General features: G+C 73.2%; 24 protein-coding genes. 8 read left to right on the forward strand and 16 right to left on the reverse strand.

The genetic code is table 11. The annotated features are described in order from the left end of the window. Positions 1 to 39 precede the first annotated feature (39 nt). Positions 40 to 1,713: an L-lactate permease gene (locus tag AB0G84_RS04835; RefSeq protein ID WP_361315547.1), complete on the reverse strand. Its 1,674-nt coding sequence runs from the start codon at positions 1,711 to 1,713 to the stop codon at positions 40 to 42. A gap of 205 nt (positions 1,714 to 1,918) precedes the next feature. Here AB0G84_RS04835 and AB0G84_RS04840 point away from each other — a divergent pair, with 205 nt between their 5' ends. From AB0G84_RS04840 to AB0G84_RS04850, 3 genes are read left to right on the forward strand one after another with little or no spacing between them, the layout of a single operon-like run. Continuing rightward, positions 1,919 to 2,686, forward strand: coding sequence for a (Fe-S)-binding protein (locus tag AB0G84_RS04840; protein WP_361315549.1), 768 nt, complete (start codon positions 1,919 to 1,921; stop codon positions 2,684 to 2,686). Further along, a complete protein-coding gene (locus tag AB0G84_RS04845; RefSeq protein WP_361315550.1) occupies positions 2,683 to 4,242 on the forward strand; it encodes a lactate utilization protein B in 1,560 nt (519 codons plus the stop codon). The genes AB0G84_RS04840 and AB0G84_RS04845 overlap by 4 nt, the downstream gene beginning before the upstream one ends. Further along, a complete protein-coding gene (locus AB0G84_RS04850) occupies positions 4,239 to 4,877 on the forward strand; it encodes an LUD domain-containing protein (protein ID WP_361315553.1) in 639 nt (212 codons plus the stop codon). The genes AB0G84_RS04845 and AB0G84_RS04850 overlap by 4 nt, the downstream gene beginning before the upstream one ends. Before the next feature lie 79 nt (positions 4,878 to 4,956). Here the strand turns inward: AB0G84_RS04850 and AB0G84_RS04855 are convergent, their stop codons facing one another. Next, positions 4,957 to 5,109: a hypothetical protein gene (locus tag AB0G84_RS04855; protein WP_361315556.1), complete on the reverse strand. Its 153-nt coding sequence runs from the start codon at positions 5,107 to 5,109 to the stop codon at positions 4,957 to 4,959. Positions 5,110 to 5,352: 243 nt separating this feature from the next. After that, complete coding sequence (locus AB0G84_RS04860; RefSeq protein ID WP_361315558.1) at positions 5,353 to 5,574, reverse strand: hypothetical protein; 222 nt, start codon at positions 5,572 to 5,574, stop codon at positions 5,353 to 5,355. A gap of 126 nt (positions 5,575 to 5,700) precedes the next feature. On the opposite strand from AB0G84_RS04860, the gene AB0G84_RS04865 reads away from it, so the two are divergent. Further along, entirely contained in the window at positions 5,701 to 6,327 is a 627-nt protein-coding gene (locus tag AB0G84_RS04865) for a GntR family transcriptional regulator (protein WP_361315561.1), read from the forward strand. 21 nt (positions 6,328 to 6,348) lie between these two features. Here the strand turns inward: AB0G84_RS04865 and AB0G84_RS04870 are convergent, their stop codons facing one another. The 7 genes from AB0G84_RS04870 to AB0G84_RS04900 all read right to left on the reverse strand — a co-directional run bounded on the left by AB0G84_RS04870 (position 6,349) and on the right by AB0G84_RS04900 (position 13,828). Further along, positions 6,349 to 7,143: a carbon-nitrogen hydrolase family protein gene (locus AB0G84_RS04870; protein WP_361315564.1), complete on the reverse strand. Its 795-nt coding sequence runs from the start codon at positions 7,141 to 7,143 to the stop codon at positions 6,349 to 6,351. A 116-nt stretch (positions 7,144 to 7,259) separates the two neighbouring features. Continuing rightward, positions 7,260 to 8,681 carry an aspartate ammonia-lyase gene (gene aspA / locus AB0G84_RS04875; protein ID WP_361315566.1) on the reverse strand — a complete coding sequence of 474 codons (1,422 nt, stop codon included), beginning with the start codon at positions 8,679 to 8,681 and terminating at the stop codon, positions 7,260 to 7,262. 113 nt (positions 8,682 to 8,794) lie between these two features. Beyond that, complete coding sequence (locus AB0G84_RS04880) at positions 8,795 to 9,853, reverse strand: asparaginase (RefSeq protein WP_361315569.1); 1,059 nt, start codon at positions 9,851 to 9,853, stop codon at positions 8,795 to 8,797. 139 nt (positions 9,854 to 9,992) lie between these two features. Beyond that, entirely contained in the window at positions 9,993 to 10,730 is a 738-nt protein-coding gene (locus tag AB0G84_RS04885) for a FadR/GntR family transcriptional regulator (protein ID WP_361315571.1), read from the reverse strand. Between the two features lie 32 nt (positions 10,731 to 10,762). Next, a complete protein-coding gene (locus AB0G84_RS04890) occupies positions 10,763 to 11,341 on the reverse strand; it encodes an N-acetyltransferase (RefSeq protein ID WP_361315573.1) in 579 nt (192 codons plus the stop codon). A 91-nt stretch (positions 11,342 to 11,432) separates the two neighbouring features. Beyond that, positions 11,433 to 12,125 (reverse strand): response regulator, encoded by a 693-nt coding sequence (locus AB0G84_RS04895; RefSeq protein WP_361315575.1) that lies wholly within the window; start codon positions 12,123 to 12,125, stop codon positions 11,433 to 11,435. Further along, positions 12,122 to 13,828 carry a sensor histidine kinase gene (locus tag AB0G84_RS04900; protein WP_361315578.1) on the reverse strand — a complete coding sequence of 569 codons (1,707 nt, stop codon included), beginning with the start codon at positions 13,826 to 13,828 and terminating at the stop codon, positions 12,122 to 12,124. The genes AB0G84_RS04895 and AB0G84_RS04900 overlap by 4 nt, the downstream gene beginning before the upstream one ends. Before the next feature lie 225 nt (positions 13,829 to 14,053). Here AB0G84_RS04900 and AB0G84_RS04905 point away from each other — a divergent pair, with 225 nt between their 5' ends. The 3 genes from AB0G84_RS04905 to AB0G84_RS04915 are packed head-to-tail and all read left to right on the forward strand — an operon-like array spanning position 14,054 to position 16,825. Continuing rightward, positions 14,054 to 14,869, forward strand: coding sequence for an ABC transporter ATP-binding protein (locus AB0G84_RS04905; protein WP_361315580.1), 816 nt, complete (start codon positions 14,054 to 14,056; stop codon positions 14,867 to 14,869). Next, entirely contained in the window at positions 14,859 to 15,740 is an 882-nt protein-coding gene (locus tag AB0G84_RS04910) for an ABC transporter permease (RefSeq protein WP_361315583.1), read from the forward strand. The genes AB0G84_RS04905 and AB0G84_RS04910 overlap by 11 nt, the downstream gene beginning before the upstream one ends. A gap of 44 nt (positions 15,741 to 15,784) precedes the next feature. Beyond that, entirely contained in the window at positions 15,785 to 16,825 is a 1,041-nt protein-coding gene (locus AB0G84_RS04915; RefSeq protein WP_361315586.1) for an ABC transporter substrate-binding protein, read from the forward strand. Positions 16,826 to 16,849: 24 nt separating this feature from the next. On the opposite strand, the gene AB0G84_RS04920 is transcribed toward AB0G84_RS04915, so the two are convergent. From AB0G84_RS04920 to AB0G84_RS04945, 6 genes are all read right to left on the reverse strand, one after another. Further along, positions 16,850 to 17,914, reverse strand: a complete 1,065-nt coding sequence (locus AB0G84_RS04920) for a serine protease (protein ID WP_361315588.1) — start codon at positions 17,912 to 17,914, stop codon at positions 16,850 to 16,852. 29 nt (positions 17,915 to 17,943) lie between these two features. Further along, positions 17,944 to 19,068: a trypsin-like peptidase domain-containing protein gene (locus AB0G84_RS04925; protein WP_361315591.1), complete on the reverse strand. Its 1,125-nt coding sequence runs from the start codon at positions 19,066 to 19,068 to the stop codon at positions 17,944 to 17,946. After that, complete coding sequence (locus tag AB0G84_RS04930) at positions 19,065 to 22,052, reverse strand: ATP-binding protein (RefSeq protein ID WP_361315594.1); 2,988 nt, start codon at positions 22,050 to 22,052, stop codon at positions 19,065 to 19,067. Before AB0G84_RS04930 ends, AB0G84_RS04925 begins: the two co-directional genes overlap by 4 nt. Then, positions 22,033 to 23,160: a hypothetical protein gene (locus AB0G84_RS04935; RefSeq protein ID WP_361315596.1), complete on the reverse strand. Its 1,128-nt coding sequence runs from the start codon at positions 23,158 to 23,160 to the stop codon at positions 22,033 to 22,035. The genes AB0G84_RS04930 and AB0G84_RS04935 overlap by 20 nt, the downstream gene beginning before the upstream one ends. Positions 23,161 to 23,167: 7 nt before the next feature. After that, positions 23,168 to 24,178 (reverse strand): hypothetical protein, encoded by a 1,011-nt coding sequence (locus AB0G84_RS04940; protein ID WP_361315599.1) that lies wholly within the window; start codon positions 24,176 to 24,178, stop codon positions 23,168 to 23,170. A 349-nt stretch (positions 24,179 to 24,527) separates the two neighbouring features. Continuing rightward, the gene (locus AB0G84_RS04945; protein ID WP_361315602.1) at positions 24,528 to 24,719 is read right to left on the reverse strand and encodes a DUF6381 family protein; all 192 of its coding nucleotides are present in this window, start codon (positions 24,717 to 24,719) and stop codon (positions 24,528 to 24,530) included. 313 nt (positions 24,720 to 25,032) lie between these two features. Between AB0G84_RS04945 and AB0G84_RS04950 the strand changes: the two genes are divergently transcribed. Then, the gene (locus AB0G84_RS04950) at positions 25,033 to 26,133 is read left to right on the forward strand and encodes a hypothetical protein (RefSeq protein ID WP_361315604.1); all 1,101 of its coding nucleotides are present in this window, start codon (positions 25,033 to 25,035) and stop codon (positions 26,131 to 26,133) included. Positions 26,134 to 26,193: the final 60 nt, after the last annotated feature.

Below are 26,193 nucleotides of genomic sequence, written 5' to 3' on the forward strand. Positions count from 1 at the left end.
CCCGCCGGCCCGCGTCCCTGACGCCACCCCGCCGTGCCGCTACGGCAGCATCCAGGACAGCGCCGGAAGCGACTGCAACCACACCAGGACGCACAGCACCGCCAGCATCGCGACGCTGTAACCGACGACCTTGCGCAGCAGGACCCGCTCGGTGCCGGGTTGTTCCACCGCGGTGGCCGCGATGGTCAGGTTCTGCGGGCTGATCAGCTTGCCCACCACGCCGCCGGTGGTGTTCGCCGCGACCAGCAGCGTCGGGTCGAGGCCCGCGGCCTTGCCGGCGGTCTGCTGGAGCGTGGCGAACAGTGCGTTCGAGGAGGTGTCCGACCCGGTGACGGCGGTGCCGAGCCAGCCGAGCACCGGGGAGAGCGCGGCGAAGAGCCCGCCGGCGGCGGCCAGCCAGGTGCCGATGGCGAGGGTCTGTCCCGACTGGTTCAGTACGTAGCTCAGCGCCAGCACGGTGGCGACCGTGGCGATCGCGCCCCGCATGGCCACCACGGTGCGCCCGGCGCAGGACAGGCCCGCGCGCAGGCTCATCGGGAAGCGGTCGGCGTCCTCGGCGCGGCTGTAGACCAGCATCACCAGGACGCCGGAGAGCAGGAGCAGGGTGCCGGGGTTGCCCAGCACCTCCAGCTTGTAGACCGCGCTGGCCGCCGGTGAGCCGTCGGGGGCCAGCAGGTCGCCGTACAGGCCGGGCCAGTTGAGGGTGAGGGTGCAGCGGCCCAGCAGCTCGGGCAGGTGGAGGGCGCCGACGTCGAGCTTGGCGACCGCGAAGACCGCGATCACCAGGGCGTACGGCAGGACGGCGAGGGTGGTGCGGCGGCCGGTCAGCGGTTCGGGCGCCACCTGGGAGCGCGCCTCGTCGGGTGTCGTGGGGGTCCACAGGCGCAGCATGAGCACGGCGGCACCGAATCCGGCGAGCGCGGCGACGACGTCGGTGAGTTCGTAGGCGAAGTGGGCCGAGCACCAGAACTGGGCGAGGGCGAAGACGGCGCCGGTGACCAGGGCGACGGGCCACAACTGCCGCACCCCGCGCCGCCCGTCGACGATGAAGAGCAGCAGCTGCGGGACGAAGAGGGCGAGCAACGGGCTCTGCCGGCCGATGACGGCGGCGAGCTGTTCGGCCGGTATGCCGGTGAGGTTGCCCGCGGTGGTGATCGGGATGGCCATGGCGCCGAAGGCGACCGGCGCGGTGTTGGCGACCAGCACCGCCACCGCCGAGGTCACCCGTGGCAGCCCGAGCGCCATCAGCATGGCGGCGGTGATCGCGACGGGTGCACCGAACCCGGCGAGGGCCTCCAGCAGACCACCGAAGCAGAACGCGATCAGCATGGCCTGGATGCGCAGGTCGCCCCGGCCGACGGAGTTGAAGCAGCGGCGCAGATCCTCGAACCGCCCGCTGACCACGGTGAGTTCGTAGAACCAGAGGGCCGACACCACGATCAGCATCACCGGGAAGAGCCCGAAGACCAGACCCTGTCCGGCGGACAGCAGGCCGAGGCGCAGCGGCATCCCGTAACCGAGGACCGCCACCAGGAGGGCGGCCAGCAGGGCGCCGAGGGCGGAGTGCAGCGCGGGGCGCCGGGCCGCCATCAGGAGCAGGAAGAAGGTGGCCAGGGGGACCAGACCCAGTAGTGCGGTGGCGGTGAGGCTGTGCCCGACGGCGGTCACATCGGGGGTGTAGGCCGCCAGGACGGCCGGGGGAGTGCTGGCCACGGAGTGCTCCTCATCGAGTTCTGCGCGCGCCCGGCCGCCGGAACGTCCCGTTCCCGGCGGGTGCGGCGCCGTGTGGCTGACGGATCGGCCCTCAGTAGCCCATCGAAGATGTCGCATGTCAATAAGGTCGGACCAAACCGCTCCTGCACTTTCCTTCTTCGGTCCGAAGCGAGTATGGTCGGACCATAAGCGCGAAGGAGGCTCCATGCGCATCGCACTCTTCGCCACCTGTCTGGGAGACACGCTCTTCCCGGAGGCGGTGAAATCCACCGCGGTACTGCTGGCCCGCCTGGGCCATGACGTGGTGTTCCCGCCGCGGCAGACCTGCTGCGGCCAGATGCATGTCAACACCGGCTACCAGCGCGAACCGGTCCCGCTGGTACGGAACTTCGCCGAGGAGTTCGGTGACCCGTCGATCGAGGCGGTGGTGATGCCGTCGGGATCCTGCGCGGGATCGGTCCGCCACCAGCACCAGATCGTCGCCGAACGCTACGGGGACGCGGCCCTGTGCGCCGGGGTCGCCGTCGTGCGGGCCAAGACCTACGAGCTGTCCGAGCTCCTGGTCGATGTGCTCGGCGTGACCGACGTCGGCGCGTACTTCCCGCACCGGGTGACCTACCACCCCACCTGTCACTCGCTGCGGATGCTGCGGGTCGGCGAGAAGCCGCTGCGGCTGCTGCGCGCCGTCGAGGGGATCGACCTGGTGGAGCTGCCGGAGGCGGACTCCTGCTGCGGCTTCGGCGGCACCTTCGCGGTCAAGAACGCCGGGACCTCCTCGGCGATGCTCCAGGACAAGATGCGGCACATCCGCGACACCGGGGCCGAGGTGTGCACGGCGGGCGACTCGTCCTGCCTGATGCACATCGGCGGCGGTCTCTCCCGTCTCCGGTCCGGCACCCGCACCCTGCACCTGGCGCAGATCCTCGCCGCCACCCGCACCACGCCCTACGCCCTGACGGAGGTGGCCCGATGAGCGCCCCGAGTCGCAGCACCTTCCTCGGCATGCCGGCCGTCCCGCCGCGCTCCCCGTACGGCACGGGCCATCTGCGCGGCGAGCGGGCCTTCCCCCAGGCCGCCCACGACGAGCTGGCGAACCCGCAACTGCGCCGCAACCTGGGCAAGGCCACCCACACCATCCGCGCCAAGCGCCTCGCCGTGACCGGCGAACTGCCCGACTGGGAGCAACTGCGGGACGCCGGCTCGGCGATCAAGGCCGACACCATGAACCGGCTGCCCGAACTGCTGGAGGAGCTGGAGCGCAAGGTCGCCGAGCACGGCGGCACCGTGCACTGGGCGCGCGACGGCGTGGAGGCCAACGAGATCGTCACCAGGCTGGTCCAGGAGACCGGCAGCGACGAGGTGCTCAAGGTCAAGTCCATGGCCACCCAGGAGATTGGCCTCAACGAGCACCTGGCGGAACAGGGCATCGCCGCCCTGGAAACCGACCTGGCCGAGCTGATCGTGCAGCTCGCCGACGACCGGCCGTCGCACATCCTGGTCCCGGCCATCCACCGCAACCGCGAGGAGATCCGGGAGATCTTCCTCAGCCGGATCCCCGGCGTCGACCCCGAGCTGGACGCCGAACCCGCCCAACTGGCCGCCGCGGCACGGCTGTTCCTCCGTGAGAAGTTCATGACGGCCAAGGTGGCGGTCTCCGGTGCCAACTTCGGGATCGCCGAGACCGGCACCCTGTCGGTGGTCGAGTCCGAGGGCAACGGCCGGATGTGCCTGACCCTGCCGGAGACCCTGATCACCGTCATGGGCATCGAGAAGGTACTGCCGCGCTTCCAGGACCTGGAGGTCTTCCTCCAACTGCTGCCGCGCTCCTCGACCGGCGAGCGGATGAACCCGTACACCTCGCTCTGGACGGGGGTGACGCCGGGTGACGGGCCGCAGCGGTTCCACCTCGTCCTACTGGACAACGGGCGCACCGCGGCGCTGGCGGACCGCATCGGGCGCGCGGCGCTGCACTGCATCCGCTGCTCGGCCTGCCTCAACGTCTGCCCGGTGTACGAGCGGACCGGCGGCCACGCCTACGGATCGACCTACCCCGGCCCGATCGGCGCGGTGCTCACCCCGCAGTTGGCCGGGATGGACGAGGCCAAGGACGACCCCAACAGCTCGCTGCCGTACGCCTCCAGCCTCTGCGGCGCCTGCTTCGACGCCTGCCCGGTGAAGATCGACATCCCGTCACTGCTGGTAGAGCTGCGGCACCAGCACACCGAACAGGCGGGCACCACCCCGGAGAAGCTGGCGATGAAGGCGGCGGCCGCGGTCATGAAGCGGCCCGGGCTGTACACGGCCGCCCAGCGCGCGGCGGGCCTGGGGCGTGCACTGGCCGGGCGGGACGGCACCTTCCACCGGCTGCCGCCCCCGTTCGACGGCTGGAGCGACAGCCGCGACACCCCCGCCCCGCCCCGGCAGTCCTTCCGCTCCTGGTTCGCCTCCGCCGAGGGCGCGGCCACGATGCGGGCGGCGGCGGAGAGCGGCTCCGGGCACACCGACGACCCCCAGCAGGAGGCACCGTGACCACCACCGCACGCGAGACCGTCCTGCAGCGGGTCCGGGACGCCCTGGCCGGCGACCCCCGGCCCGAGACGGCCGTCCCCCGCGCCTACCGCACCGGCCGTCACCTCCCCGACCAGGACCGCCTCGCCCTCTTCGTCGACCGGCTCGTCGACTACCGGGCGCAGGTCCACACCTGCACCGCCGACACCACCGCGGCGGTGCTCGCCGAGGTGCTCCACGCGCGCGGCGCCCGGAAGATCGGTGTGCCCCCGGGGCTCGATCCGGCCTGGCTGACCGCGTACGACGGCCAGGTCGTGACCGACTCCCCGGACGTGCCGGCGCCCCGGCTCGATGCGCTGGACGGTGTGGTGACCGCCTCCGCCGTCAGCTGCGCCGAGACCGGCACGATCTTCCTCGACGGCGCCGCGCCGGACCAGGGGCGGCGCGCGCTGACGCTCGTTCCCGACCTGCACGTGTGCGTCGTCGACGGGTCGTCGGTGCAGACCGGCGTGCCCGAGGCGGTGGCCCGGCTCCTGCCGGAGCACCCCATCACACTGATCAGCGGCCCCTCGGCCACCTCCGACATCGAGCTGGAGCGAGTGGAGGGCGTACACGGCCCGCGCGTCCTGGAGGTGGTGCTCCGCACCGACGTGTGAACGATCTCGTCGCCTTCCCGCGCGACCGTCGAAGGGCGGGAGCTCCTGCACCGGTCATCCCGGTGGCGCCGAGACCCGCTCAACCGAACTGTTCCAGCGCGCCGCCGAACGTCCCGCCGCCGTCCTCGCCCGCATCCTGGTCATCGAGCTCACCGTCGCCGTCACAGGGCAGCGAGCCACCGCCGGGGACGGGGGCGTACCCGCCGCGATCAGCCGCAGAGCCAGCCGTCACCTTCATAGCATCGAGTCCGCCGACCGGCGGCCGGACCACGCAACGACCGAGGGGCTACGGGGACTTACAGAGGAGTTCACGCTGACGCCCCGTCCGTGCAACGTCAGCCGCGACAGCGCCACCGGCCAGTTCACGTTCGACTGGAATGAGTGACCTCTACGGCATCTAAGGGATCACCTAGATCCGCTCCACCCTGCCCACCTCTCCACGGTGAGGTCCATACCGTCGACGCCTTCTTCGTCGTCATCCTGGAGGGCGCCGACTGATCGCGCCCTCGCAGGCTGCTACGCCACCCCGGTACCGGTCTCCGGCGAGGGCCGGGCCCGGTCGATCGTCCGGGCCGGTTCGATCGTCCAGGCCCGCTGCGACCGCCATGCCGCCGAACTCCTCGATGACGGCCACCATGTCGCCGAACGACCCGATCGGGTGCTCTGCCCCGTCGAGCACCGGTACGCGGGACTGCATGACGTACCGTCAGGGAAGGCGGGTGCGGCGGGCGGTGGGGTGGCGTCTGCCGTGTAGCCTGCGCATACGGCCCGGTCGGCAGTGCCGGTCGGGGCGGCGACAGTTCACGAGCGGGGGAGCGAGCGGATGCAGTCGGGGCGGGAGAAGGCCTACACGTACCTCAAGGACAACGTGCTGACCGACCCCGAGATGCAGGACCGGTTCCTGTCCGAGCAGGAGATCGCGGACCGGATCGGCGTCTCCCGCACCCCGATCCGCGAGGCCCTGTTGCTGCTCGCCGCCGAGGACCTGGTGCGGCTGGTGCCCAAGCGCGGTGCCCACATCGCCCCGCTGTCCGGTCGGGAGATCACCGAGCTGATGGACATGCGCCGGCTGATCGAACGCTTCGCCGCCGCGCACACGACGGCCGCGGGCACCGCGCCCGTCGAGGAGATGGCCGTCGTCCTCGCCGAGCAGGAACGGTTGTGCGGTGCCCAGCGCGTCAAGGAGTTCATCGCCGCCGACCACCGCTTCCACGCCGCCCTCGTCGGTGCCGTCGGCAACTCCTTGATGAGCCGTCAGTACGATGCGCTGCGCAGCCGCCAGACCAGAGCCGGTGTGATCGCGCTCTACCGGGCCGGCCGCCACCAGGACGAGGTGCTCACCGAGCACCGGCAGATCCTGGACGGACTGTCGGCCGGGGACGCCGCGGCCGCCTGCGCGGCCATCGACCGTCACCTCCGCGCCACCCAGCGGATCCTGCTGGCCGCCTGACCGGCCCCGCGGGAGCCGGTGCTACAGCCGCCGGTTGTCCAGCACGGCCACCGCCCGTCGTACCCGCGCTGTCTCCTCGATGTCCGCCTCGGCCACCAACAGCTCAGGTCCGCCGCCCAGTTGGGCCCGCACCGTGCCGTCCGGGCCGACTAGTGTGCTGTGCCCGACGCCGGTCGGCGCCGCCGTGGGTTCCTCCGGGTCGGCCCCCGGCCCCGCCCCGCACTGGTCAACGGCCGCCAGCCAGACCGTCGCATCCAGGGCGCGGGCCCGCACCAGCAGGTCCCACTGCGCCTGCTTGCCCGGCCCCGCCGCCCAGGCCGCCGGCAGTACGGACAGCGCCGCCCCGGCGTCCGCATGCGCCCGGAACAGCTCGGGGAACCGCAGGTCGTAGCAGGTCGCCAGGCCCACCCGCACCCCGTCGACGTCGAGGGTCACCACCCGCGAGCCCGCGGCGACGGTATCGGACTCCTTGAACCCGAACGCGTCATAGAGGTGGATCTTGTCGTAGGACTCCTCGACCGTGGGTCCGGTGGCCAGCAGGGTGTTGGCGACCCGGCCGTCGGAAGCCGGGGTGAACATCCCCGCCACCACGGTCACCCCCGTCTCACGCGCCACCGCCCGTACGCCCTCGGCCCACGGGCCGTCCAGCGGCTGGGCCACCTGCCCGAGCGGCACCCCGAAGCGCACCATCGACGCCTCCGGGAAGACCACCAGCCGTGCCCCGTCCCGCGCCGCGCGCCGCACATGGTCCTGTACGGCCGCGAGGTTCTCCTCCGGGTCGGTGGTGGCGGTCAGCTGGCACAGCCCGATACGCATGCGATCCCTCTTCCCTCGTGCTCCTGTCGAGCCGATTCTCGCCCCGCGGGGCACGGAACGACAGCCCGGCCCGCGGGTGGCGGGCCGGGCGTGCGCACGGGATCCCCCGCGGGTGGTCAGGCCGGTGCCACGGCCCCTCCGGTGCCCGCGACCTCCTCCGGGCGCAGCAGGGCGGCGAGCCGGTCGGCCGGCAGCAGCCCCCGCTCCAGGACCAGCTCGGCGACCCCGCGCCCGGTGGCGAGGGCCTCCTGGGCGATCGCCGTCGCGGCGGTGTACCCAATGTGCGGATTGAGGGCGGTGACCAGGCCGATGGAGCTCTCCACGCTCGCCCGCAGCGCCGCGGTGTTGGCGGTGATGCCGGCCACGCAGCGCTCGGCGAGGGTGCGGCAGGCGGCCCCCAGGTGGGTGATGCTCGCCGAGAGGGAGTGCAGGATGACCGGCTCGAACGCGTTGAGCTGGAGCTGGCCCGCCTCGGCGGCCATGGTGATGGTGACGTCGTTGCCGATCACCTCGAAGGCGACCTGGTTGACGACCTCGGGGATCACCGGGTTGACCTTGCCCGGCATGATGCTCGAACCGGCCTGGACCGGCGGCAGGTTGATCTCTCCCAGGCCCGCGCGCGGCCCCGAGGACAGCAGCCGCAGGTCGTTGCAGCTCTTGGAGAGCTTGACCGCGATGCGCTTGAGGACGCCGGAGACCTGGACGAAGGCCCCACAGTCCTGGGTGGCCTCGACGAGGTTGGCGGCGGTCACCAGCGGCAGGCCGGTGAGGGCTGCCAGGTGGCCACGGGCCGCCTCGGCGTAACCCTTGGGGGCGTTGAGGCCGGTGCCGATGGCGGTGGCGCCGAGGTTGATCTCGTGGATCAACAGCACCGCCTCAGCCAGCCGGCTCTGGTCCTCCTCCAGCATCACCGCGTACGCCGAGAACTCCTGGCCGAGGGTCATCGGCACCGCGTCCTGGAGCTGGGTGCGCCCCATCTTGAGGACGTCGCGGAACTCCTCGGCCTTGGCGGCGAACGCCTCGCGCAGCACGCCCATCGCGTCCAGCAGCTCCCGTACGGCGATCACCGTGGCGACCTTGACCGCGGTCGGGTAGGCGTCGTTGGTCGACTGGCTGAGGTTGACGTGCTCATTGGGGTGCAGATGGCGGTAGTCGCCCTTGGCGTGGCCGAGGAGCTCCAGCGCCCGGTTGGCGATCACCTCGTTGGCGTTCATGTTGGTCGAGGTGCCGGCGCCGCCCTGGACGACGTCGACGATGAACTGGTCGTGCAGCCGGCCATCCTCGCGGATCTCCCGGCAGGCGGCGGCGATGGCGTCGGCCCGCGCGGTGTCGAGCAGCCCGAGGTCCTGGTTGGCCCGGGCGGCGGCCTCCTTGACGGCGGCGAGGGCGTTGATCAGGTGCGGGTAGGCGGAGATCGGCGTACCGGTGATGGGGAAGTTCTCCGCGGCGCGCAGGGTGTGCACGCCCCAGTACGCGTCGGCGGGTATCTCGCGGTCGCCGAGCAGATCGTGTTCGCGGCGGTGGGCGGCGGCAGTCATGGTGCGGGTGGTCCTTCGTGAGCTGGGTGATGCTGGGGAGGGGAGGGGAGGGGAGAAGCCGGGCGGGCGTCCGGTGAGTGAACGGGCGCGTCCGCACGGGATCTGATGCTGCGTCAGAGAATTGCGGCGGTGCCGTCACCGTCGGCGGCGGACCGGGGGAGGGCCAGCGCTCCCGCCGCCCGCAGTTCCCCGACCGGGGCGCCGCCCCCGAGCACCGGGGCGGTGGCGAAGGCGGCGAGGACCGCGGGGTCGACGCCACAGCGGGCGAGTGCCGCCGCCGTCACCGGCATCCGGGCCCGGTCACCGCCGTCGGCGATCTTCACGCCGACCGCCCGCCCGTCCGGGAGCGCCGCGATCTGTACGCCCTCGAAACCGTCCTTGGCGAGCAGTCCCGGTACGGCGTCCACCAGCCGTGCGGTGTCCCGGCCGGCGCCGGAGACCATCTCGGGGTGGCTGCGCATGGCGTGCGCGACCCGGCCCTCGGCGGTGTCCGGGGCGGCCGTGGCGAGCCGGGCCGCGGCCCGGGTCAGACCGTGCAGGGAGACGGCGAACAGCGGTGCGCCGCAGCCGTCGACGGTGACCCGGGCGATGCCCTGGCCGGTGAGCTCGGCCACCGTCGCGGCGAGCTCCCGCTGCAGCGGGTGCTCCGGATCGAGGTAGCTGTCCAGCGGCCAGCCCCGGGCGCGGGCCGTCAGCAGCATCGCGGCGTGCTTGCCCGAGCAGTTCTGCACGAGCCGGCCGGGCTCCCGGCCCTGCTGGAGCCACCGGTCGCGCACGAGGGGCCCGTACGGAAGGTCGGGGACGTTCCGCAGGTGCTCCTCGGTCAGTCCGGCGGTGGCCAGGATGCGCCGGGCGGTGGCCAGGTGGCGGTCCTCGCCCGAGTGGCTGGCCGCCACCAGGGCCAGCGCCTCGTCGTCCAGCGGCGGCAGGCCCGCGCGCAGCAGGCCGACCGCCTGGACCGGCTTGAGCGCCGAGCGCGGATAGCAGGCGGCCTCGATGTCGCCGGCCTGGAACGCCACGCTCCCGTCGGCCGCCAGCACCACGACCGAGCCGTGGTGGACGCCCTCGACGAGGCCTCCGCGCACCATGTGGGCGACGGGGGCGTGGGCAGGTACCCGGACCTCGGGCGGGGCCGTCGGGGGGCGGTGCGGCAGGGTGGTGCGCTGACTCATGATCCGTTCTCGGTGTTCTCGGTGGCTTCGGTGGCTTCGGTGGCTTTGGTGTGCTGGGCGCTTCGGGGGCGTGGGCGAGGGGCTGCGTCCGGCGCGGCCGCGGGCTGTCGGGGGCCGCTCTGCGTCGCGGGGGGTTCGCTCACGCCTGCTCCTCGTCTTCTGCGGAGGGGGCCGTGCGGTGGGGCGGCCGCACGATGGTGGTCAGCGTCGTCTCGACGCGCGCGAGGTGGTGTGCCATGGCTTCCGCGGCATCGTGCTCGGAGCTGTCGACCAGCGCCTCGACGATCGCCCGGTGCTCGCGGTTGGCCTGCTCGCGCCGTCCACCGAGCTCGTTGAGGAAGGCCGACTGGCGGGCCAGCGCATCGCGGATCTCCTCGATGACCCGGCGGAAGACCGGGTTGCGGGCCGCCTGGGCGACGGCGAGGTGGAAGAGGGTGTCCATCGCCACCCACGCCGTGGTGTCGGTCTCCTGCTCCATCCGCTCCAGCAGGTGAGTCAGCTGGTCGAGGTCCTCCGGGGTGCGGCGCACCGCCGCGTACCCGGCCACCGGGATCTCCACATGGCGGCGGACCTCCATCAGGTCGCTGGCCGCGTAGTCGCCGAAGGTGGGGTCGGCGACCGCGCCGTCGGAGACGACGAAGGTGCCCTTGCCGGTGCGCGAGACGGTCAGCCCCATCGTCTGGAGGGCCCGCAGCGCCTCCCGGAGCACGGGTCTGCTCACTTCCAGGCGACGGCAGAGCTCGGCCTCCGAGGGGAGCTTGTCCCCGACGGCGTACTCGCCCCGTTCGATGGCACCGCGCAGGTGCGTCAGCACCGCTTCCATGGCGCTGATCCGCCGGGGCATCCCGCTGGCTGTCTGGCTGTCTGACAGGTTCACCCGGGGATCGTCGGATCCGGTGGGGGGAGATGTCAAGAGGCGGGACGGTCTCCGCGCAGATCCAGCATGGAGAAGACCTTGTCGTAGCGGCGGCCGCCCATCTTCACGAAGTCCGGCAGCCGGCCGTACTCGCAGAAGCCCAGGGAGCGGTACAGGCCCAGTGCCCTGGTGTTGTCGGCCCGGGTGTCCAGGGTGAGGACCTCGATCTCCGCCTCCCGGGCGTCGGCGACCAGGGTGCTGGTCAGCGACCTGCCGATGCCCCGGCCGTGGACCTCGGAGGAGACCGCGATCTTCTCCAGGTCGGCGTGCTGCCGGCTGGTCGGCCGGGCGTAGCGGAGCCAGTAGCCCAGCCCCACCAGCCGGGGGCCGAGGTAGGCCGCGCGCAGCGCGCCGTCACCGGCCCGCGCCGCCCGCAGGACGCGGCCGACCAGCTCGGCCACCTCGTCGGCCCCCGGCGGCTCGGTCCAGCCGAGCGACGCACCGGCGCCGACCAGGTCCGCCAGGATCCGGTGCGCCGCCGCGGCGAAGCCCGCCGCCCGCTCGGGGTCGGCGGTCAGCTGGGCGACATCGAGGAGGACGGGCCCGGCCTCGTCGGTCGTCGGGGATTCCATGATCGTTAGCCTAGGTGGCCGGGAGCCGCCTCCGCAGGGGATCCGGAAGATTACGCCCGGCGACCGCCCCCGGCCGCCGCCCCGGCCGGGGTCAGCACGCCTCCGCCCACCGGTAGCGGTGTTCGGGGCGGCCGGTGTCGCCGTACCTCAGCGTCAGCGTGATGTGACCGCTGCGCTCCAGGTGCTTGAGGTAGCGCTGTGCGGTGGACCGGCTGACGCCGGAGCGTTCGGCGACCTCGTGGGCGGACAGTGGACGCCCGGCCTCGTCCAGCACCTGGCGGATCAGGCCCACGGTGGCAGCGGAGTGCCCCTTGGGGAGTTCGGTGTGCGGGGACGCGGTGGTCCGTAACGCGCCGAAGATCCGGTCGACCTGCTCCTGGCCGGCCTCACCGCGACCGCGCACGCCCGCGACCGTACGGCGCAGCGCGGCATAGCCGTCGAGCTTGGCGCGCAGCCCGGAGAAGCCGAACGGCTTGACGAGGTACTGCAGCGCCCCGGACCGCATCGCGTCCTGGATCGTGGCGACATCGCGGGCCGCCGTCACCATGATCACGTCGATGCGGTGGCCGAGCAGCCGCAGCCGGCGTAACAGGGACAGCCCGGTCTCGTCCGGCAGGTAGTGGTCCAGCAGCACCAGGTCGACGGGGGTGCGCTCCAGAGCGGCCAGCGCCTGGGCGGCGGTGTGGGCACGGCCGGCGACCCGGAACCCGGGTACCTGGGAGACATACGCGGCGTTGATCTCGGCGACGTGGAAGTCGTCGTCCACGACCAGGACGTCGATCATCGCGGCTCTCCGATCGCCGTGGGGCTCCGCACGTGGCGGCCCTCCGGCCCACGTCTCCCGGCCGCGGCCCCGGCCGGCTCCGCGCCCCCGTCCTGCAGGGTGAGCGCCTCGGGCAGGACGACCGTGAACACCGCACCGCCGCCCGCGCGTGCGGTCACCCGGGCCATCCCGCCGTAGCGCTCGGCGAGCCGCCGCACCAGCGCCAGGCCTATGCCCCGGCCGCGGACGGGTAAGCGCCCGCCCGCCGGGGGCTGCGCGGCCTTGGTGGACCAGCCCTCGGCGAAGATCCGCTCGCGGAGCTCCGGCGGCACCCCCGGCCCGGTGTCCGACACCCGCAGTACGGCGGTGGCCCCCTCGGCCCGCAGCTCCACCTCGACGCACGGGTCGTCGCGGCGGTGCTCCGCGGCGGCGTCCAGGGCGTTGTCGATCAGATTGCCCAGGACGGTCACCAGGTCGCGGGGGTCGACCACCGCGTCGGTCAGCAGCGTCGACGGCGACACCCGCAGGGCCACCCCGCGCTCGGCGGCGATCGCCGCCTTGCCGACCAGCAGCGCGGACAGCAGCGGATCGGACACCCGCTCGGCGATCTGCTCCGCGGACGCCCGGTGGGCGCCGGCCACTTCGGTGACGAACTCCAGGGCCTTGTGGTGCCGGCCCAGTTCGAGCAGCCCGCGCAGGGTGTGCAACTGGTTGGCGTGCTCGTGGTCCTGCGCCCGCAGGGCGTCCAACAGGCCCTGGGTGCCGTCCAGTTCACGGCACAGCAGCTCCAGCTCGGTACGGTCCCGGAGGGTCACCACCGCCCCGCCGTCCCGCGTCGGCACCCGGTTGGCGATCAGTACCCGGCCGCCGCAGACGGCCAGCAGGTCCGCCCCGGCCACCCGTCCGGCCAGCACTTCGGTCGTCCGGCCCGGCGGCAGTACGTCCTCCAGCGCCCGCCCCGCGGCATCCGCGCCGAGCCCGAGCAGCCGCCCGGCCTCGTCGTTGACCAGCCGGATCCGGCCCCGGCGGTCGAAGGCCACCACGCCTTCCCGGATGCTGTGCAGCATCGCCTCGCGCTCGGCGAGCAGCGCGGAGATGTCGGCGAACGCGACCCCGTGCGTACGCCGCCGCAGCCTGCGGGAGAGCGCGACCGCGGCCAGCACCCCGACGGCCAGCGCGGCACCCGCGTACCGCAGCACGGTGGGGAGGGTGCCCAGCAGCCGGCCCCGGACGCTGTCGTAGGCGATGCCGACCGAGACCGCGCCGACGATCCGGCCCCGGGCGTCGCGCAGCGGCACCTTGGCGCGGGCCGAACGCCCCAGCGTCCCGGTGTCGATCTGTCGTACCTGTCGGCCGGCGAGGGTGCGGCTGGGGTCGGTGGAGACGTGCCGGCCGATCTGCGCGGTGCGGGTGTGCGACCAGCGGACCCCGTGGGTGTCCATCACCACGACGTACAGTGCGCCGGTCGCCCGGCGGATCCGTTCGGCGTCGGCCTGCACCGGCCCGCGGGGGTCCGGTGGGGTGCCGGCCAGTTCACGGGCCAGGTCGGGGTCGGCGGCGGTGGTCTGGGCGATGGACAGCGCCCGCCGCATCGCCTGGTCGTCGAACTGCGAGCTGAGTGGGGCCAGGAACAGACCGGTGGCGAGCACCAGCACTCCGGTGGTGAGGGCCACCTGTGCCGTTAATACCTGCGCGAAGACACGCCTGGGCCAGTGGATCCGCATTCGTCATCCTTTGTTGTTGGCCCTCCGCATCTGCGTGGAACCTACACGTCGCTGTCGCCTCGGGGGCCCGCACCGTAAGCCCTCCGTGAGCGCCCGCCCACCCTATGGTGATCTAGAAGTTGTTCTAGCGTGAGCAAAACGAGCACAACAGTGTCTGCGGTCACAAGGGCAGCTTGCGCTCAGAAGGCTGCGCCGTGGGCGGAGTCGCTCCTAGCCTCCCGGCCCATGAGCAGCCACACCAGCCCCGCGATCGAGCTGCGGGGAACGAGCAAGGCGTTCCGGACCCCGTCCGGTGCGTTGCACACCGCGGTCCGGGATCTGGATCTGGTCGTCGAGCGCGGTGAGTTCGTCGCCGTGGTGGGTCCCACGGGGTGCGGTAAGTCCACCACGCTGACCCTGGTCAGCGGGCTGGAGGAGCCCACCGAGGGCGAGGTGCTGGTCGCCGGTGAGCCGGTACGCGGTATCGGCGGCACGGTCGGGTTCGTGTTCCAGCAGGATGCGCTCTTCCCCTGGCGCACGGTGCTGTCGAACGTGATGGCGGGCCCCCGCTTCCGCGGGGTGCCCAAGGCGCAGGCCAGGGAGCGGGCCAGGGAGTGGCTCGCCCGGGTCGGGCTGGGGGCCTTCGAGGACCGCTATCCGCACCAGCTCTCCGGCGGCCAGCGCAAACGGGTCGCGCTCGCCGCGACCTTCGTCAACGACCCCGAAATCCTGCTCATGGACGAGCCGTTCTCCGCCCTCGACGTCCAGACCCGTGCGCTGATGTCGGACGAACTGCTGGAGCTGTGGTCGGGCACCGGCGCCTCGGTCGTCTTCGTCACCCATGACCTGGAGGAGTCGATCGCCCTGGCCGACAAGGTCGTGGTGATGACCGCGGGGCCGGCGACCGTCAAGGAGGTCTTCCGGATCGACCTGCCCCGGCCCCGCCGGGTCGAATCGGTGCGGCTGGAGCCCCAGTTCATCGAGATCTACCGGGAGATCTGGTCCTCGCTCGGCGACGAGGTCCGCATCACCCGCGAGCGGGGTGCCGCCGATGTCGCCTGAGACCGCCTCCGCCCCCGCCCCCGCCGCACGCGTCAAGTCCTCGCCCGGCGACGGCCGTTCACGGCAACGGGCGCGCGCCGCCCGCAACCACCGGATGCTGGTCCACGGCACCCGGGTGCTGCTGCTCATCGGGCTGCTCGGACTGTGGGAGGGGCTGGCCCGGGCCGCCGTGATCGACCCCTTCAACTTCTCCATGCCCTCGAAGATCTGGGACCAGATCAGCCAGTGGGCGCTGCACGGCACCCCGCAGGGTCCGCTGTGGGAGCAGATCTGGTACACGCTCTACGAGGCGCTGCTCGGCTGGGTCATCGGCGTCCTGGTCGGTGTGGTGCTGGGCCTCACCCTCGGCCGGATCCGCTTCCTCGCCGAGGTGCTCGGCCCGTACATCAAGGTGCTCAACGCGCTGCCGAGGATCGTGCTCGCACCGATCTTCCTGATCTGGTTCGGCCTCGGACCGGCCTCCAAGGTCGCCTCCGCCGTCGTCCTGGTCTTCTTCCCGGTCTTCTTCAACGCCTTCCAGGGCGCCCGGGAGGTCGACCGCAACCTGGTGGCCCACTCCCGGATCCTCGGGGCCGGTGGCCGGCAGGTCACGCTCCAGGTCGTGATCCCCTCGGCCACCTCCTGGATCTTCACCAGCCTGCACGTCAGCTTCGGCTTCGCGCTGATCGGCGCCATCGTCGGCGAGTACATCGGCGCGACCAAGGGGCTGGGCCTGCTGGTCTCGGCCTCCCAGGGCACCTTCAACGCCGCCGGTGTCTACGCCGCCATGGTGATCCTCGCCGTGGTCGCCCTGCTCGCCGAGGCGCTCCTGGCCTTCGCCGAGAAACGGCTCTTCCGCTGGAAGCCGGCCGACCCCTCCGCCGAGCGCTGAACTCCCGTATCCCGTACCTCCGTCGACCGACCAAGGACACCACCATGCGTACGCCCCTGAAGCTCACCGCCGCCGCGGCCGCCACCGTGCTGGCTCTCACCACGCTCACCGCGTGCGGGGACGGCGGTTCCGCGGAGGGTGCCGCCTCCGACGACCAGAACGGCAAGGTCAAGATCATGGTGGGCGGCCTCGACAAGGTCATCTACCTGCCGGCCAGACTCACCCAGCAGCTCGGCTACTTCGAGGACGAGGGCGTCCACGTCACCCTGCTCACCGAACCGGCCGGTGCGCAGGCCACCACCTCGCTGCTCGCCGGCGACGTCCAGGGCGTGGTCGGCTTCTACGACCACACCCTCGACCTCCAGGCCAAGGGCAAGCAGGTGGAGTCGGTGGTCCAGCTCGCGCATGCCCCCGGCGAGGTCGAGGTGGTCTCCCACAAGGCCGCCAGCCAGCTCACCTCCGCCAAGGACTTCAAGGGCAAGAAGCTCGGGGTCACCGGCCTGGGCTCGTCCACCGACTTCCTGACCAAGTACCTGGCGGTCAAGAACGGCGTGCGGCCGGAGGCGTTCACACCGGTCGCGGTCGGCGCCGGGCAGTCCTTCCTCGCCGCCCTCCAACAGGGCTCGATCCAGGGCGGGATGACGACCGACCCGACGGCGGCACGGGTGGTCGAGAAGAACCTCGGCAGGGTCCTGATCGACATGCGCACGCCCGAGGGCTCCCGGCAGGCGCTCGGCGGTCTGTACCCCTCCTCCAGCCTCTACATGAACACCGACTGGGTGAACAGCCACAAGGCCACCGTGCACAAGCTGGCCAAGGCCTTAGTGCGGACCCTCAAGTGGATGTCCACCCACACCCCCGAGCAGATCGCCGACAAGATGCCGTCCGACTACGCCCAGGGCGGCAAGGAGCTCTACGTCAAGGCGATCAAGGACACCCTGCCGATGTTCACCAAGGACGGGGTGATGCCGGCCGATGGGCCCGCGACCGTCGAGCGCGTGCTGAAGGCCTTCAACCCCGTCCTCAAGGACGTCACGGTGGACCTGAAGAAGACCTACACCACCGAGTTCGTCGGGAAGCCCTGACCCCGCGGCCCGGACCGGCCCGGCTCAGACGAAGTTGATCTCCGCCCGGGCCAGCAGCGGGTCGTCGACCAGCTGCCACAGCGGTACGGCGTAGTTGCCGAGTCCGTAGCGGCCGCCGAAGTGCAGCCCCAGCACCCGGTGGTCGGCCAGGTCGATGACGGGGGAGCCGCTGTTGCCGCCCAGCGTGGAACAGTCGTGGCCCATGACGTTGCGGCCCGCCACCAGCTCCGTGGTGGTGCCGGGCTGCAGCCGTTTGACGTTGTAGACGTCCATGAAGATCCGCCGCATCGACTCCGGTTCGTTGCGCCGGCCGTCGTACGCCGGGTAACCCACGCAGTACACCGGCCGCCCGGGGAGGTCCGCGGGCCCGTCCGCGGCCACCGCCAGCGGTGTGGGCAGCGCCGCCGCACCGGCCGGTGGTGCCACCCGCAACAGAGCCAGGTCGACGTCGTGGTGGATGCCCAGGACCTCCACCACGTCGAAGGACGGGCCGCCGTCCGCCGGCGCGCCCCCGTACTCCTCGCCCATGTCGACCCGGGCGGCGATGCCCGGCTGGAAGGTCCAGCCGCGGCCGTCGCCGCGGGTGAACTCCGCCGCCACGTGACGGTTCGTCAGCACCACGTCCGGGCCGACCAGGAACGCGGTGCCGAGCCAGTCCAGACTGAGGTGGCCGGTGAGTTCGACCCGGCCGACCCGTGCGAAGGACTCCCGGATCGCCGCCCGGTGGCCGTCCAGGACCGCCCAATCGCCCTGCTGCGGCGCGAAGTCGTGGTCCTGGACGAGGATCGCCGGCCGCCCTTCGAGGAGCACGATGGCCTCCATGCCGAAGGACTCGTCGTCGCTGATCTCCTCCGCACGCCCCTCGGCGAGCTTCTCCAGGCCGCTGACGCCCGCCGACAGCACCCGGTTGCGCTCCTGTTGGGCGAACTGCGCGATCTGCCCGGCGGGCAGCTCCTGCGCCGGCAGCTCCTCCAGGGACTCCGGGATCTCCCAGGACAGCCCGTCCCGCACCCGCGCCGCGACCTCCCGCAGGTCCGAGAAGACCTGCTCGGGACCGGCCGCCACCGGTGATCTGCTAGCTCCATGCATCTGGCCCTCCATGGCCGCTGGGGCCGCCGCTACGGCGCCGCTTGTGCCGCGACGATCTCCGCATGGACGGCGGGACTGCCGGCCTCCAGATGCCGCAGCACGCGGTGCATCTGGGTGCCGACATTGACGAAGGCCGTGCTCCGGCCCTGGAACTGCACGTTCTCCACCCGGCGCGTGCCCCGGTGCAGGGCCACCACCTTCCAGTCGTCGGTGAGCACCGGAGAGCCCGAGGACCCGCCGCGGGTGTCGGTGAAGTAGCGGACGTCGTGCTCGTCCGCCTCGTAGACCAGGTTGTTGCGCAGCGCCACCCGCTTCGGGCGGCCGCCGGGGTGCTGGATGATGTTGACCGCGACGTAGTCGCCGCGGGAGACCGTGAGCGGCCGCTCCGCCAGCCGCAGCACCGGCCGGGCCGGGCAGGCCGCCAGCCGCAGCACCGCGTAGTCCAGCGTGGCGTCACAGGCGGCCAGTTCGCTGACGGTGGCCTCCTCGGTCTCCACCTCGTCGGTGTCGAAGTCGAAGCGGGCCGTGCTGTGCCGGGCCTGGAGGTGCAGGTCCGCGTCGTCGGCGAGCGGGCGCCCCGCGCCGGTGCCCGCCCTGGCGTTCACCACATGGTGGTTGGTGACCAGCAGGTCCGGGGCGATCAGCCAGCCGGTGCCGGAGTGCGGGAAGCCGTTCGGCTGGAGCGGTGCGCCGCCCTGGTACGGGGGCACCTTGATCCGGGCCACCGCCCCGCCCGCCCGCTCCCCGCCGCGCAGGAAACCGATCGGGACGGTGTCGTCCCGGTGCACGATCTGCTCCTCGATCTCCCCGCCCGGGCCCGCGGGCACCTCCGGCTCCCCGCCCGCCGTGCGCGCCACTTCATCCAGGGCCCGCTGGAAGACGGCGAGCGGGCCGGCCTCGGTGGTCTCCGCGACGGCGTTGCGCAGCCAGATCTCCAGCGGCACCGAGCCGTCCACCAGTCGCTCCACCCGGTTCATCGCGTTGAGGTCCGAGTGCACCTGGCGGCCGGGCGCGGGGTGCAGCGGCAGCGTGCCGCGGTAGCGGGGCATGATCCCGTCGAGCAGCAACGGCCGTACCGAGGGGTCGGCGAGTCCGGTCTCCACCGCGGCGTCCAGCACCTGTCTGATCCCGTCCGGGGAGAGGTAGGCGCTCATCGGGCGGCCCGCTCCGCTCCGGCGCCCCCGGGTCCCGGTGCCCGGTCCGCCGGCCGGAACGCCGTCGCGCCGCCACCGCTGCCCGCGCCCATCGCGGCGGCCACCCCGGCGGCGATCTCACCGCTCCGGTCGGGCACCGCCAGCAACCGCCGGGCCAGCGCGTCGAGGGTGCCCCGGTCACGGGCCAGCCGCAGGATGCCCGCGATGCCGGTGGGGGCGCCGCCGGCCTGCGGCCGGGTGGGGCCGGCCGCGTCGTTGAGGATCTCCATCACCCGTCCCAGCAGCGCCGGTTGGCGGCCGGTGGCCCGGCGCATCGCCGCTCCCAGCTCGTCCAGCGTCTCGTCGTCGTGCGGCAGCCCCACCACCTCCAGCGCGTGGTCCAAGGCCCCTGGCGCCCGCTCGTAGATCTGCGAGGCGACCGCACGCACCAGCACCGGCCGCTCGGCCAGGACCGCATCGGGCACCTCCTGGAGCCGCTCGGCGAGTTGCCGGTCGGCCTCCTGTCCCGCCGCGGCGCCGTCGGCGGTCAGCCGGGCCCGGGCCAGCAGCGCCCCCATCGCCTCCAGGTCCGCGCCCAGGCCGGCCGCGAGCTCCTCCGCCGCCCGCAGCACACGGTCCGCGCCCCGGCGGTCGCCGGCCTCCTGGGCCAGCCGGGCGGACAGCAGCAGCAGCTCCAGCTGCCGCTCCCCGCAGCCGGCGCGCTCCGCCGTGCCGAGGGCGTCCGCCACCGCCTGCCGGGCCTCCGGCCGCCGCCCGAGCCGGTTGAGCGTCTCGGCGAACAGCGCATGCAGCGGACTGCACGGTGTCCAGGGCCGGCGCCGGCCGATCCGTTCGTACGCCGCCTCGGCGAAGCCCTGGGCCAGCAGGTCCTCCACCTCGCGGGCGGCGATCCGCTCCCAGTCCTCCTGGTCGGCGCCGGCCGTCACCCGGTCGGGAGCCCCGCCGCCGAGCCGGGCGGTCAGCAGCCCCGCCGCCCGCGGCGTCATGTCCTGCTGCGCGCCGGCCAGGAACCGCTCGACGCCCGGTAGCCAGCGCTCCTCCACCGAGCGCGGGTCCTCCTCCAGCCGCAGCCGGTGGTAGATCTCCTCGGCCCGCGCCTCCAGCCCGTCCCGCGCCGCGTAGTGGTCGACCGCCCGCCGCTCGATTGCGCGCATCACCGCCGTACGGTCGCCGCCCGGCAGCCGCAGCATGATGGCCCGCACGTCCCTGCGGTAGCGCACCGCGTCCGGCCCCACGGGCTCCACCATGTCCAGGCGGCTCAGCTCGCCGAAGAGCGCCCGGGCCCGCTCCGGCGTCGGCACCCGCAGCCCGCACGGCTCGGCCAGCACGTCCCTGACCAGCTCCGGAGTGACGACCCGCAGCGCCAGCGCCGGGTGGGCGAGCCGGCGGACGTCCGGATCGGCGATATGGCTCAGGATCCGGTCGTAGAGGATGCCCTGCACCAGCATCTGGTCGACCCGGCGGAGGACCTCGCGGCGGCGCTCGGGCAGGCTGCGGATCAGCTCGCCGGCCCGCCCGGCCGTCGGCCCGGCGAGCGTGGCGGCCCGCGCGGCCAGCTTCAGGCTGAGCGGATGGCCGCCCACCCGGTCGGCCAACTCCCGCGCCACCAGCGGGTCCTGGATCCCGCAGGAGACCAGCACGCCCACCGCTGCCTCCCGGTCCAGCTCACCGAGCTCGATGTCGAGCGGCGTCAGGGTCTTCGCCGGATGGTCGACCGGCGCCCGCCCGGAGACGATGAACCGCAGCCGCGGGTAGACGCTCCGCAGCGACTGATAGATCGCCCAGGTCCGGCCCAGCGCCGGCGAGCCGCGGTACTGCGCCGCCTCGAAGGAGTCGATGACCACCACGAGGGGCGGGTCCGGCTGACCGGGCGAGGACTTGCCGTCGGCGACCGCCCGCACCAGGACGTCGGCGACCCGCCGGATCAGGCCGGACTCCTGACCGGTGGCCCGGAGCTGGTACTCCTGCGAGGAGCTGCGCCCCAACACCGCCCGGGTGGTGGCGAGTTCCTGTAACTGGGTGACCCGGTCCTGCCCCTCGCGCTGGCTGCGGGCGGCCTCCTGGCCCTCCTCCGCCAGGGCGTCCAGCTCGGCGCGTCGGGCGGGGTATTGGATGCCCAGCTGCCGGGCGGCCTCGGCGATCAGGGTGACCGGCTCCTGGAGGGAGAGCGTGGGCCGCTCGAAGTCGATGTACACGAAGGGGAAGCCGTCGGCCCGGTCGCGGGCGCCGCCGAGCACGAAGGCGGCCAGCAGGGTGCTCTTGCCCATCCCGCCGGGCCCGTGGACGACCAGTGGGGGCACCGGTCCCGGCGGAGCCTCCGCCGGCGACCGTACGGACGCCGGCTCCCCGCCGGGGCCCTCGACGAAGCGCCGCAGCTCCCGCAGTTCCCGGCCACGCCCCTGGAACGGCTGCCGCACCAGGCGCTCCAGCGGCTCCAGCAGCCGGGCCCGCTCCAGGGCGTGCTGCAGTGCGGTGGGATCCGGCAGCCCGCTCACCCGCGGCACCTGGGCGAGCCAGAGCACCGCCTGGAGGGCGTCGGCCAGTTCGTCGGCGGTCAGCCGGTCCGTCGCCGGCGGGTTGCCGAACAGGTGGGCCAGCGCGAAGCGCTCCGGACCCGGCTCGGCGGGCAGGCCGCCGATGTTGCTGGCGAGGACCCGCCGGGCGGCCTCCGGACCGGCCAGGCCGCGCAGCGCCCGCTCCCGGACATCGGCCTTCAGCGTCCACTCGGGCCGGTCCGGCCGCCCCAGGGTCGTACAGTCGTCCACCAGCTCCAGCAGCGCCCGGCCGGTGGCCCGTCGCTCCCCGGGGAGCCGCAGCAGCCGCGGATCGAAACGGGCCAGCAGACAGGCCGCCTCCCGGTAGGCGCGGCGGGTGTACGAAGGGTCATGGCCCCGGTCGCCGGTGCGCAGCGCCTCCCGCAGCCGGGCGGCGAACACCTCCCGCAGCCCGGACGGCGCCGGACGGTCAGAGGGACCGGTAGACACGGACCGCTCCCTCCGCCGCCGTACAGACCCGGCGCATATAGCTCTCGCCGCTCCCGGCCTGCTCCTCGATGGCGTGCAGCACCTCTTCCAGCGCGACCTCCACGAGCTCGTCGACGGAGGCGTCCCGGCCGTCGGCGGCCGTCAGGGGCTCCGGCGGCGCCTCGTGGAAGACCTGCTCGAAGAAGCTGCGCAGCTCCTCCGGACCGGCCACCCGCGCGGTGTCCCAGCACATGTTTCCCCGCAGGTCGTAGGGGAGTTGACGCATCGAGCGCCCGTAGCCGAGCAGCACCAGCCGGGGTGCCTGGTCGCCCCGCAGCGCGGCGTGCTCGTAGATCGCCAGGGCGAGCTGCCCGATGAAGTCCCACACATCGGAGCTGGGGTCGAGCTTGTCGCACTCGTCGAGGACCAGCCACAGCCGCTCCTCGGCGGCGGTGGCCCGGCCGGCCACCCAGTGCGCGGCCTCGTCGGTCGACGGCAGCGGGTCATTGAGCCCGGTGGGGTTCAGTGGGGAGACGCCCGCGCGCGGATCGGCCACGAACTCGGCCAGGCGCCGTACGACCGTGGCGGCGGTGGAGGTGCGCGACAGGGTGACCCGCACCGGCCGGAAGCCGCTGTGCTGGCCGATGTGGCGCAGGAAGTTGTAGGTGTACGAGCGGCCGCTGTTCGGCTCGCCGTCGACCAGCAGGATGAGGGTTTCGGGGTCGGCGACGAACCGGCGCAGCGTCTTGCGCAGGTCCTGCCGGCCGATGAACGCCTCGGTGCCGTTCTTCAGCACGCAGGTGCGGAAGGTGTCCTGCGCGGTGTGCGCACGGAAGTCCTCGCGCAGCCGGGCCAGGAAGTCCCGGGCCTTGCCGACCTCGGGGAGCACCGCCAGCCGGTCGACCGTGGTGAGCGCCTCGACCAGCCGCAGCTGGCCCTCGATGCCGGCGCGCGAGGCATGCACCAGGGACCGCGCGTTGTCCGCGCTGACCCGCGTCAGCGGCAGCGCGGAGACGAACGGTGCGGGAAAGCCGTACTGGGCGAGCTGGGCGTGCGGGTCGGTGGTGTCGAGCAGGTAGTCCTGCGCCCAGGTGGTGACCAGGTCCCACTCCGTTTCGGTCAACGGCATCGCGCACCTACCCGGCGCCGTCGGCGCCGTCGCCGAAGATCCGCAGCACCGGCTCCCTGACCCGGCGCTGGGCCAGGTACTCGGTGACGCTGTGGTGGTTCCGGCTGTCGTTGGTGACCAGCAGATCGGTGATCCGGTCCGGCGGGGTGTACTCGGGCCGCAGGGTGTGGTCGAGCGCCACCAGGTCCCGCAGGTCTGAGGCGTTGTGCCAGGCCGCCACGCCCGTCGGAACGGCCGGCGGGTGCGCCAGCTGGTCCTGCACCTCGGAGATCGCCAGCGGCGAGCCAACGGTGACCAGCAGCTCCACCGGGAGCCCCTGATCCCGCAGCACCTCGTAGGCGAGGACGGTGCCCAGGCTGTGTCCGACCACCACCACCGGGCCCCCGTCCAGGCCGTCCAGCGCCTCCTTGACCACCGCGCGCATCGCCGGCCCTGCCCCGCCGAAGAAGTAGGCGTGGACGTCCTTGAACGTGTGCCGCACCAGCATCCGGAACAGCGCGGTACGCCCCGGACGCTGCAACGGCAGTGCCTCCAGCGGGAGTTCCGCGGTGGGCTCCCCGGCCTGGTCCGCCCCCTCGGCCCGGGCCAGGGTGTCCGCGAGGTACGTCATGTCCCGCAGCCAGTCCGCCAGGGCGTGCTCGTCCGGGGCGGCCGGCTCGTCCAGGGCGGCGCCCGCGGCCTCCCGCCGCCCCTCCAGCGCGGCACCGGCAGCCTCCTGCCGCGCCTCGCCGAGCGTCCGGGCCACGAACGCGTCGGCCGGTTCGGGCTCGGCCCCCGCGGGCCCGGCCGCCGCCTCCAAGGCCGCCGCCTCCAAGGCCTCCGCCGTCTCCGGCCCGCCGTCCAGCGGGTCCGCACCCCCGTCGGGCAGCGGCTGCGGATAGCGCACCCGGGCCCAGTACGCCATCCGCGACGCCTCGCCCATGTCCCGGCCGAACAGCGCGGTGTCCCACTGGGACTTCAGCAGGTCCGGACGGACCTTGTTCCCGTTCCCGTGGACGTAGACGACGCTGGGGGGCATGGTGCTTCCTTCCGTTGCAGGGCGGCCGACACGCCGCGGAAGCGCTCGTGGTGGCCCGCGCGGTCGGTGCGGGTGCCGGGGGACCCGGTCCCGGCCGGCACCCCGCCCGCCGGTGACGGGTCTGAGGGGATCATGTGATCACCGCTTCCCAATGGCGGTGACCGCCCACCGGCGGCCCCCGCGAAGCCACTCGAACAGCCGGGCGCGTCGCCGCCGCGCGGCCTTCCCCGACGTTCCGCGCCGTACGCCGCTCCTGACCCGAGCCCCGCTGCACCGTCACCGGGGCGGCCCGGCACAGCAATACGGGACGCGGCCCGGGGGCCGCGTCCCGTCGTCGGTGGCGCTCAACTCAGTCCGCAGGGTAGATGTCTCCGCCCCGCATCATGCTCTCCTGCTCGCTCTGGGACTGCAGCCGGCGGGCCTTCTCCTGGAGCCGCTTCCGTTCGTCTGGGTCTTCGGTGTGCTCCGCCGCCGCCTTCAGTTCCTGGGCCTTGTCGCGCATCTGCTGGATGCGTGCGCGGGCTTCTCCTGTGGCACTCATGATCCGTCCTCGTCGTCCTTCCCCGCGCGTTACGGCGCGGAGCTGCCTCTACCAGCGAATCAGGACCGGGCGCCGACGGCACGTCGGAGGGTCACTCTTCGAGATCCCGCAGGAGCTGACCGCGACGCAACGCGGCCGTAGGGGCCCGCCCGAGCGCGGCACGCCCGGGCGGCACGGCGTGTCTCCACCGGATGGCCTTCCTGAATGGCGGGAGCGGCCAAGAGGGACGTTGGCTGTGGGCAGCAGCTCAAAGTCCGCTGAGTGTCAGCGCTACTGGTGTTTGACGCTCCCCATCGTTCAGTGGAGTCCCTCCATGTCATCCGAACCAGCACTTTGTGGGGGCGACGCCGACCTGTCATCGACAGAACACGGCGAGCACATTCCGCCCCCCACACCTGAGAAGAACTCGGCCCGCACCCTCTTGTGGGAGGCGGTCACCCACCGGCCACTGGAGGAAGTCGCCGCGCTGGTGGAACTGCTCAAGCGCAGCGGTGACGTCCCCAACCCCGGCGACGAAGCCCTGCGACTGGCCGTCGTCTCCCGTCCGGTGAGTGATGTGGCTGCGCTCTTCGATCTGCTCCAGGCCGCCCCGAACACCGTGGAATCGAGCCGGGACGCGCTGCGCGCGGTGGCCGTGGGCAGATCCGTCGAGGAGGTGGCGCAGCTGATCGAGCTGTTCGACCGGACCGAGGACGGCGGCACCGCCTCCTACGGGAGCACCGCTCCCTACGGAAGCACCGCTCCCTACGGAAGCACCGCTCCCTACGGACTGTCCGACCCCTTCCCGCCCGCCCCCGCCGGCCCCGTCGACCCGGAGCCGACCGCGACCATGCACGTCCTCGACCCGGACGTCCGCCCCCTGGGCGCGCACGCGGCGGGCGGCCGGCAGGAGCCCGCACCGCAGCAGCAGCGCACCCCCTGGTCGCACCGGCCCGCGGGCACCATGCCACAGCCCGGCGCCCCGGCGTGGGCCACCCAGCGGGAGGAGACCCGGCAGCCTGGCTACGCCGTCCCCGGCGTGCTGCGCTCCGTGCTGCGCTGGCCCGCGGCGGCGGCGCTGGCGCTGTGCGGGCTCGGCCACCTGCCGGTGCACGCCTCCCACCTGCAGGGCGCCCAGGCGGCGGCCGGCCTCTCGATGGCCGTCGCCGTGATCTACCTGCTGCTGGCGGGCTGGTTGGCGATGCACGACACCGCCCTGGTCTGGACGGTGAGCGCCGCCGCGGCCATGGTCATCATCGCCCTGCACGCGCTGTCCCGGGCCGGTGTGCTCAGCCCGCTGGGCGGCGGTCTCGGGGAGATCGGCATGTGGCCCGAACTGCTCGCGGTGGCCCTGGCCATCGTCAGCGCCGGGCTCGCGGGCGCGGCGCTGCTGAGCCGCCCCCGGCGGATGGGTCCGGCCCCGGCGGGAGTGTGAGCGGCCGGCGGGCACACCGCACCAAGGGCGCGGGCCGGGACCGACAAGGTCCCGGCCCGC

Origin of the sequence: Streptomyces sp. NPDC020742 (genome assembly GCF_040641675.1) — a bacterium.
In the GTDB taxonomy this organism is placed as follows: Bacteria; Actinomycetota; Actinomycetes; order Streptomycetales; family Streptomycetaceae; genus Streptomyces.

What these genes read in the sequence shown, in the direction of transcription:
- AB0G84_RS04925 (WP_361315591.1), bottom strand. Translation starts at nt 19,068, where the DNA reads ATGAGCGCCTACCTCTCCCCGGACGGGATCAGACAGGTGCTGGACGCC.
- AB0G84_RS04905 (WP_361315580.1), top strand. Translation starts at nt 14,054, where the DNA reads ATGAGCAGCCACACCAGCCCCGCGATCGAGCTGCGGGGAACGAGCAAG.
- AB0G84_RS04915 (WP_361315586.1), top strand. Translation starts at nt 15,785, where the DNA reads ATGCGTACGCCCCTGAAGCTCACCGCCGCCGCGGCCGCCACCGTGCTG.
- AB0G84_RS04910 (WP_361315583.1), top strand. Translation starts at nt 14,859, where the DNA reads ATGTCGCCTGAGACCGCCTCCGCCCCCGCCCCCGCCGCACGCGTCAAG.
- AB0G84_RS04895 (WP_361315575.1), bottom strand. Translation starts at nt 12,125, where the DNA reads ATGATCGACGTCCTGGTCGTGGACGACGACTTCCACGTCGCCGAGATC.
- AB0G84_RS04880 (WP_361315569.1), bottom strand. Translation starts at nt 9,853, where the DNA reads ATGAGTCAGCGCACCACCCTGCCGCACCGCCCCCCGACGGCCCCGCCC.
- AB0G84_RS04900 (WP_361315578.1), bottom strand. Translation starts at nt 13,828, where the DNA reads ATGCGGATCCACTGGCCCAGGCGTGTCTTCGCGCAGGTATTAACGGCA.
- aspA (WP_361315566.1), bottom strand. Translation starts at nt 8,681, where the DNA reads ATGACTGCCGCCGCCCACCGCCGCGAACACGATCTGCTCGGCGACCGC.
- AB0G84_RS04870 (WP_361315564.1), bottom strand. Translation starts at nt 7,143, where the DNA reads ATGCGTATCGGGCTGTGCCAGCTGACCGCCACCACCGACCCGGAGGAG.
- AB0G84_RS04940 (WP_361315599.1), bottom strand. Translation starts at nt 24,178, where the DNA reads ATGCCCCCCAGCGTCGTCTACGTCCACGGGAACGGGAACAAGGTCCGT.
- AB0G84_RS04935 (WP_361315596.1), bottom strand. Translation starts at nt 23,160, where the DNA reads ATGCCGTTGACCGAAACGGAGTGGGACCTGGTCACCACCTGGGCGCAG.
- AB0G84_RS04920 (WP_361315588.1), bottom strand. Translation starts at nt 17,914, where the DNA reads ATGCATGGAGCTAGCAGATCACCGGTGGCGGCCGGTCCCGAGCAGGTC.
- AB0G84_RS04865 (WP_361315561.1), top strand. Translation starts at nt 5,701, where the DNA reads ATGCAGTCGGGGCGGGAGAAGGCCTACACGTACCTCAAGGACAACGTG.
- AB0G84_RS04890 (WP_361315573.1), bottom strand. Translation starts at nt 11,341, where the DNA reads ATGGAATCCCCGACGACCGACGAGGCCGGGCCCGTCCTCCTCGATGTC.
- AB0G84_RS04945 (WP_361315602.1), bottom strand. Translation starts at nt 24,719, where the DNA reads ATGAGTGCCACAGGAGAAGCCCGCGCACGCATCCAGCAGATGCGCGAC.
- AB0G84_RS04845 (WP_361315550.1), top strand. Translation starts at nt 2,683, where the DNA reads ATGAGCGCCCCGAGTCGCAGCACCTTCCTCGGCATGCCGGCCGTCCCG.
- AB0G84_RS04950 (WP_361315604.1), top strand. Translation starts at nt 25,033, where the DNA reads ATGTCATCCGAACCAGCACTTTGTGGGGGCGACGCCGACCTGTCATCG.
- AB0G84_RS04860 (WP_361315558.1), bottom strand. Translation starts at nt 5,574, where the DNA reads ATGCAGTCCCGCGTACCGGTGCTCGACGGGGCAGAGCACCCGATCGGG.
- AB0G84_RS04840 (WP_361315549.1), top strand. Translation starts at nt 1,919, where the DNA reads ATGCGCATCGCACTCTTCGCCACCTGTCTGGGAGACACGCTCTTCCCG.